The sequence below is a fragment of the Nocardioides sp. J9 genome (genome assembly GCF_007829375.1).
Taxonomy (GTDB): Bacteria; Actinomycetota; Actinomycetes; order Propionibacteriales; family Nocardioidaceae; genus Nocardioides.
The window spans coordinates 10,640-17,257 of sequence record NZ_VLJQ01000058.1 but is presented as its reverse complement, the minus strand read 5'-3'; the positions used below and the strand labels follow the sequence as shown (position 1 = coordinate 17,257).

Here is a 6,618-nt window from a genome sequence, read left to right as displayed (position 1 = left end):
CCGGGAGTTGCGCTGCCTACGGGACCGCAGGCCGACCGCCGGACCCGACCACCCACCCAGCCCTCTCGTCGCTGCCCTTCGGACCTGTACCGGCTACGCGCCGCAGCCCCGCCGGGACCAGCCGCGCTCCGTCCACGCGGCCACGGTCGGACCGGGTCGTATGGCCCGGGCGGGGGAGGGCACCGCGGGATCGAGGACGGAGGCCCCTGATGACCCAGACCATCACGGCGATGATCGAGACGCACCCGACCGAGATCCGCTACGACAAGCAACTGCTCGAGGACTGCCTCGCGGCGTGCGTCGAGTGCGCGCAGGCGTGCTCGTCGTGCGCGGAGGCGTGCCTGAGCGAGCGCGACGTGGACCCGTTGCGCAAGTGCGTACGGGCGAACCTCGACTGCGTCGACGTGTGCACGACCACGGCACGGGTGCTGACCCGGCACACCGGGTACGTCGCCCCGCTGACGCGGCTCGTGCTCGAGGCCTGCCTGGAGGCGTGCCGTGCGTGCGCCGACGAGTGCAGCGCGCACGCGGACATGCACAAGCACTGCGAGGTCTGTGCCGGCGCGTGCCGGCGGTGCGCCGAGGCGTGCGAGAAGCTGCTCGCCTCGTTCACCTGAGGTCTCCCCGCGGTTCCGGAACCTCGGCGCTCCACCGCGCCTCGCGCTCCGCGTCGTCCTGATCCCACCACGGCGTGCCCCGCTCGCCGAGCGCCACCTTCGCGGCCTGCACCCCGTCGCGGGAGGTCCGTTCCTCGTCGGTGCCCTTCGTGCGTCGTACCTCCCGCCGCCAGGCCATGAGGATCAGGGTCAGCTCTGCGCGCCGCTCCTCGGGGATGGCCGGGTCGGTGGCGCGCCAGCGGCGGCCGTCGATGACGAGGTAGCGCCCGTCCGGCGTCCGCTCCGGCCCTCCCACCCCGACAGCGTAGGCACGGCCACCCACTGCGGTCGGGTGGCAGGCTGGAGGCATGGCGAACCGCCTCGCGTCCGCGACGAGCCCCTACCTGCTCCAGCACAAGGACAACCCCGTCGACTGGTGGGAGTGGGGCCCGGACGCGTTCGCCGAGGCGCGGCGGCGCGAGGTGCCGGTCCTGCTGTCGGTCGGGTACGCCGCCTGCCACTGGTGCCACGTGATGGCCCACGAGTCGTTCGAGGACCAGGCGACGGCGGACTTCCTCAACGCGCACTTCGTCAGCATCAAGGTCGACCGCGAGGAGCGCCCCGACGTCGACGCGGTCTACATGCAGGCGACGACCGCGATGACCGGGAACGGCGGGTGGCCGATGACGGTGGTGCTCGACCACGACGGGGTGCCGTTCTTCGCCGGCACCTACTTCCCGGACCAGCCGCGGCACGGGTCGCCGTCGTTCACCCAGGTCCTGCAGGCGCTCAGCGCCGCGTGGACCGAGCGCGGGGACGACGTGCGGGCGACGGTGGCGAACGTCGCCGAGCACCTGCGCCGCGAGGCGGCCCTGCCGGCGGCGCCGCTGACCCGGGAGGTGGTCGACGCGGCGGTCGGCACCCTGGCGGCCGAGTTCGACCCGATGGCCGGCGGCTTCGGGACGGCGCCGAAGTTCCCGCCGACGATGGTGCTCGAGCTCCTGCGCAGGTACGACGGACCCGAGGACCTGGCCGCGAAGGCGCGCCACATGCTCGCCCGCACCACCGCGGCGATGGCCGGCGGCGGGATGTACGACCAGCTGGGTGGCGGGTTCGCCCGCTACTCCGTCGACCGCGGCTGGGTGGTGCCGCACTTCGAGAAGATGCTCTACGACAACGCCCAGCTGCTCGGCCTCTACGCGCGCCTCGGCACCGCGCAGGGCGACCGGGTCGCGGGGGAGACGGCCGACTTCCTGCTGCGCGAGCTGCGCACGCCCGAGGGCGGGTTCGCCTCCGCGCTCGACGCCGACAGCGTCGGTGAGCCGGGCGGGCACGCGGAGGAGGGGCTCTTCTACGTCTGGACCCCGACCCAGCTGGTGGCCGAGCTCGGCCCCGACGACGGCGCGTGGGCTGCGGAGACGTTCGGCGTCACCGCGGAGGGCACCTTCGAGCACGGCACCTCGACCCTGCAGCTGCGGCACTTCCCCACGGACCCTGACGACCAGGCCCGCCTCGCCGACGTACGACGCAGGCTGCTCGCCGCGCGGGAGCAGCGCCCGCGCCCGGCGCGCGACGACAAGGTGGTCGCGGCGTGGAACGGGCTCGCGATCAGCGGGCTCGTCGACGCCGCCCGCCGCCTGCGACGGCCCGACCTGCTCGACGCGGCGGTCGGGGCGGCGGAGCTGCTCGCCTCGGTGCACCTGCGCGACGGGCGGCTGCTGCGGGTCTCCCGCGACGGCGTCGCCGGGCCGCACGCCGGCGTCCTCGAGGACCACGGCTGCGTCGCGTCCGGCTTCCTCGCCCTCGCCCGGGCCACCGCCGACCCGCGCTGGCTCGACCTCGCCACGGACCTCGTCGACATCGCGCTCGACGGCTTCGCCGCACCGGACGGCGGGTTCTTCGACACCCGTGCCGACGCCGAGGCGCTGGTCGTCCGGCCCCGCGACCCGGGCGACAACGCCAGCCCGAGCGGGTTCAGCAGCCTCCTGCACGCACTCGTCGAGGCGCACGCGCTGACCGGCGAGGGCCGCTACCGCGACGCGGCCGAGCAGGCCCTGCCGACCGTCGGGACGCTCGCCGCGAAGGCGCCCCGCTTCGCCGGCTGGTCGCTGGCTGCGGCGACCACGATGCTCGACGGCCCGCTCGAGGTCGCGGTCGTCGGCCCCGCGGGAACCGAGCGTGACGCCCTCGAGGAGCGGGCGCTGAGCATCCCGGGTGCCGTGGTGGTCGTCGCGGACGGCCCGGTCGACGGCATCCCGCTGCTGGCCGGCCGCACCCCCGTCGACGGACGCCCGGCGGCGTACGTCTGCCGCGGCCACGTGTGCGAGCGGCCGGTCACCGACCCGGACGACGTCCGTGCGTGAGCGCTGGCGCTCCGGGCTCACCCTGCTGGGGAGCCTGCTCCTCCTCGCCGTCGTCGTGGTCATCGGCCCTGGCAACGAGCTCGCCGCGGTGCGCCGCGTGCTCGGCATCGGCAACGACCCGCTCGGCACCCCGGCCGACGTCGTCCCGGGCGGCGTCCACGCCTTCCTGCGCCACCAGCCCGGCGACCCCGACGAGCCGGTGGCGTGGGACCCGTGCCGCGAGGTCCGCTACGAGGTCAACCCCGACGGCGCACCCGGCGACCCCGACGAGGCGGTCGCGTTCGTGCAGGAGGCGGTCGACGTCGTGTCCGGGCTGACCGGCCTGCAGTTCGACTACCTCGGCGAGACCGACCGCCGGCCGTCGTGGAAGGCCGACCTCGTCCCGCGCGGCAGCCGCGAGCCGGTGCTCGTCGCCTGGGCGACCGAGGACGAGGTCGAGGAGCTCAGCGGCAACGTCGCCGGCGTCGGGGGAGCGGTCGCGCAGTCCGACACCCGCGGCGGACGGCTGCGCTACGTCACCGGCCAGGTCACCCTCGACAGCGACGTCTACGACCGGCTCGGCGGCGACCCCGACGGCCGGGCCCGCGGTCGTGCCATCCTGCTGCACGAGCTCGGCCACCTCGTCGGGCTCGACCACGTCGACTCCCCGGGCGAGCTGATGTACGCCGACGAAGTCGGTCTCCTCGACTTCGGCACCGGCGACCGCAACGGCCTCGTCCGGCTCGGGAAGGGGCAGTGCGGATGAACCCGGTCGAGACCGCCGCCGACACCGGTCGCTTCTTCGACGGCGGGACCGTGACCGACCCGCCGGACCCCGCCTGCCCGCCGCGGGTCGTGCTCGAGCGGGTCGAGGTCGGCGACGTCCGGCGCCGCACCGAGCGCTTCCGCATGCAGCGCCGCATCGCCTACCGCGACCGGGAGTACGGCGTCCTGCTGGTCCCCGCCGACCCCGGCTCCTTCGAGAGCGACCTCGCCTCCGTGCCCGCGCTGTTCACCTGGCTCGTGCCGCGCACCGGTCGCCACCTGCCGCCGGCGCTGCTGCACGACGGCCTGGTCCACCGCGCCGACGAGCCCGCCGACTACGTGTCGGTCGACGGGCACGTGCTCGACCGGGTCGCCGCCGACCGGGTCTTCCGCGACGCGATGCGCGACACCGACACCGGCCCGGTGCGCAGCTGGCTGGTGTGGTCGGCGGTCACCCTCGGCACCATCCGCGCCGGCTCGACCGCGTGGTCGCGCGGGCAGCACCTGCGCTACCTCGTCGCCGCGGCGGGCAGCCTCCTGCTCATCGCCACCCTCGGCGTGCTGGCGACCCTCGACCTGTTCGACGTCGTCGACGTGCTGCCGTGGATGGGGGAGCGGGGCTTCGTCGAGGAGCTCGTCGGCGGTCTGGCCGGCGCGGTCGTCGTACCCCTGCTGCTGGGGCTGACGTGGGGACGGTTCCGGGTCGCCGGCGCCGTCACCGGGGTGGCGCTCGCCGTCCTGCTGCACGTGACGGTGGTGCTCGCGCTCATCTCGCTCGGCTACCTCGCGACCGAGTCGCTGGCGCGGCGCCAGCCTGTCGTGGCGCTCACCCTCGCCGGTGTCCTGGCGGGCGCGTCGGTGCTCGTGCTCGTCTTGGCTGTCGGACCGCTGCGCTGACGGACGTACTGCCGGTATGTTGCGACCGTGACCAGCACCGACGCCGCACCGGCCGCCGCGAAGACCTTCGACTCGCTCGACCCCGCCACCGGCGAGGTCGTGGGCACCCACCCGATCCACGACGCCGAGCACGTGGCCGCCGTCGTCGCGACCGCCCGCAAGGAGGCCGAGCGCTGGCGTGCGCTGGGCTTCGACGGTCGCAAGAAGGCCCTCGGCGCGTGGCGCAAGGTGATCGCCCGCCGGATCGAGGAGCTCGCCGCGGTGATGTCGCGCGAGACGGGCAAGCCGAAGGGTGACGCCCTCATGGAGGCCGCGCTCGCCGTCGACCACCTCGCCTGGGCCGCGAGCCACGCCGCGAAGGTGCTCAAGCGCCGCAGCGTCTCGCCGGGCCTGCTCATGGTCAACCAGGCCGCGAGCGTGGAGTACCGCCCGCTCGGCGTCGTCGGCGTCATCGGCCCCTGGAACTACCCCGTCTTCACCCCGATGGGCTCGATCGCCTACGCCCTCGCGGCCGGCAACACGGTCGTGTTCAAGCCGTCGGAGTACACCCCCGGCGTCGGCGAGTGGCTCGCCGACACCTTCCGTGAGGCCGTCGGCCGTCCCGTCTTCCAGGTCGTCACCGGCTTCGGCGAGACCGGTGCCGCCCTCACCGCCGCCGGCGTCGACAAGGTCGCCTTCACCGGCTCGACCGCCACCGGCAAGAAGGTCATGGCCGCCTGCGCCGAGACCCTCACCCCCGTCGTGATCGAGGCCGGCGGCAAGGACGCCCTGCTCGTCGCGGACGACGCCGACCTCGACGACGCCGCGGAGGCCACCCTGTGGGGCGCCGCCTCCAACGCCGGCCAGACCTGTGCCGGTGTCGAGCGCGTCTACGTCCACGAGCGGGTCTACGACGAGTTCCTCGACAAGCTGCTGGCCGAGGCGCAGGACGTCAAGGCCGAGCCCGGCGGCCAGGTGGGCCCGATCACCATGCCGTCCCAGGTCGACATCATCCGCCGCCACATCGACGACGCCCTGGCCCGCGGCGGCCGCGCGCTCATCGGCGGCCCGGTCCCCGAGGGCGCCCGCTACGTGCAGCCGACGATCCTCGTCGACGTGCCCGAGGACTCCTCGGCCGTCCAGGAGGAGACCTTCGGGCCCACCGTCACCGTCACCAAGGTGCGGTCGATGGACGAGGCCGTCGAGCGGGCCAACGGCACCCGCTACGCCCTCGGCTCCACGGTGTTCTCGAAGGAGCAGGGCATGGCGATCGCCGAGCGCCTGCGCGCGGGCATGACCGCCATCAACGGCGTCATCTCCTTCGCCGGCATCCCGACCCTGCCCTTCGGCGGCGTCGGCGACTCCGGCTTCGGCCGCATCCACGGCCCCGACGGCCTGCGCGAGTTCACCTACCCCCACGCGATCGCGCGGCAGCGGTTCAAGCCGGCCATCGCGCTCACGACCTTCCGCCGAACGGTCAAGGAGGAGCAGCAGCTCACCAAGGTGGTGCGCGCGCTCTACGGCCGCATGAAGTAGCTCGTCGGCCCCGGCCTACGATGGAGCCATGGGTCCCGCCGTGCTCGACTGCGCCCACTTCGCGGCGGGGGAGTGCCGCTCGTGCGCCTGGCTCGGACGCCGGTACGACGACCAGCTGGCCGCGAAGCTCGCGGCGACCCGGGCTCTGGTCGACGCAGCGGGGATGGTCTGGGAGCCGCCGGTGACCAGCCCGCCGGAGGGGTTCCGCAACAAGGCCAAGATGGTCGTGGCGGGCACGGCCGGTGCGCCGAGCCTGGGGATCCTCGACCCGCGGGGCGGCGGGGTGGACCTGCGGGACTGCCCGCTGCACACGCCGGGGATCGTCGCTGCGCTGCCGGTGCTCGCCGACTTCGTGGTGCGCGCCGCCCTGACCCCCTACGACGTCGCCTCGACGCTGCCGGTCACCCAGCGCGGCGAGCTCAAGCACGTGCTGGTCACCGAGTCACCCGACGGTGAGCTGATGGTGCGCCTGGTGCTCCGCTCGACCGCGGACGAGGCGCGGG

At 74.5% G+C, this 6,618-nt stretch carries 6 protein-coding genes and 1 pseudogene; 6 read left to right on the top strand and 1 reads right to left on the bottom strand.

The features are described from left to right. The first annotated feature begins 209 nt into the window (after window positions 1-209). Window positions 210-617: a four-helix bundle copper-binding protein gene (locus L615_RS07075; RefSeq protein WP_028656671.1), complete on the top strand. Its 408-nt coding sequence runs from the start codon at window positions 210-212 to the stop codon at window positions 615-617. Here the strand turns inward: L615_RS07075 and L615_RS07070 are convergent. Next, entirely contained in the window at window positions 610-912 is a 303-nt protein-coding gene (locus tag L615_RS07070; RefSeq protein WP_145724588.1) for a hypothetical protein, read from the bottom strand. The two genes, L615_RS07075 and L615_RS07070, sit on opposite strands and share 8 nt — an antisense overlap. Before the next feature lie 52 nt (window positions 913-964). Between L615_RS07070 and L615_RS07065 the strand changes: the two genes are divergently transcribed. The 5 genes and pseudogenes from L615_RS07065 to L615_RS23165 all read left to right on the top strand — a co-directional run. Next, window positions 965-2,959 carry a thioredoxin domain-containing protein gene (locus L615_RS07065; protein ID WP_145724587.1) on the top strand — a complete coding sequence of 665 codons (1,995 nt, stop codon included), beginning with the start codon at window positions 965-967 and terminating at the stop codon, window positions 2,957-2,959. Further along, complete coding sequence (locus L615_RS07060) at window positions 2,952-3,704, top strand: matrixin family metalloprotease (protein ID WP_145724586.1); 753 nt, start codon at window positions 2,952-2,954, stop codon at window positions 3,702-3,704. The genes L615_RS07065 and L615_RS07060 overlap by 8 nt, the downstream gene beginning before the upstream one ends. Continuing rightward, the gene (locus L615_RS07055; RefSeq protein WP_145724584.1) at window positions 3,701-4,600 is read left to right on the top strand and encodes a DUF1353 domain-containing protein; all 900 of its coding nucleotides are present in this window, start codon (window positions 3,701-3,703) and stop codon (window positions 4,598-4,600) included. Before L615_RS07060 ends, L615_RS07055 begins: the two co-directional genes overlap by 4 nt. A 27-nt stretch (window positions 4,601-4,627) precedes the next feature. Further along, the gene (locus L615_RS07050) at window positions 4,628-6,115 is read left to right on the top strand and encodes an aldehyde dehydrogenase family protein (RefSeq protein ID WP_145724582.1); all 1,488 of its coding nucleotides are present in this window, start codon (window positions 4,628-4,630) and stop codon (window positions 6,113-6,115) included. Window positions 6,116-6,143: 28 nt separating this feature from the next. Continuing rightward, window positions 6,144-6,618, top strand: a pseudogene (locus tag L615_RS23165) (23S rRNA (uracil(747)-C(5))-methyltransferase); the annotation flags it as partial.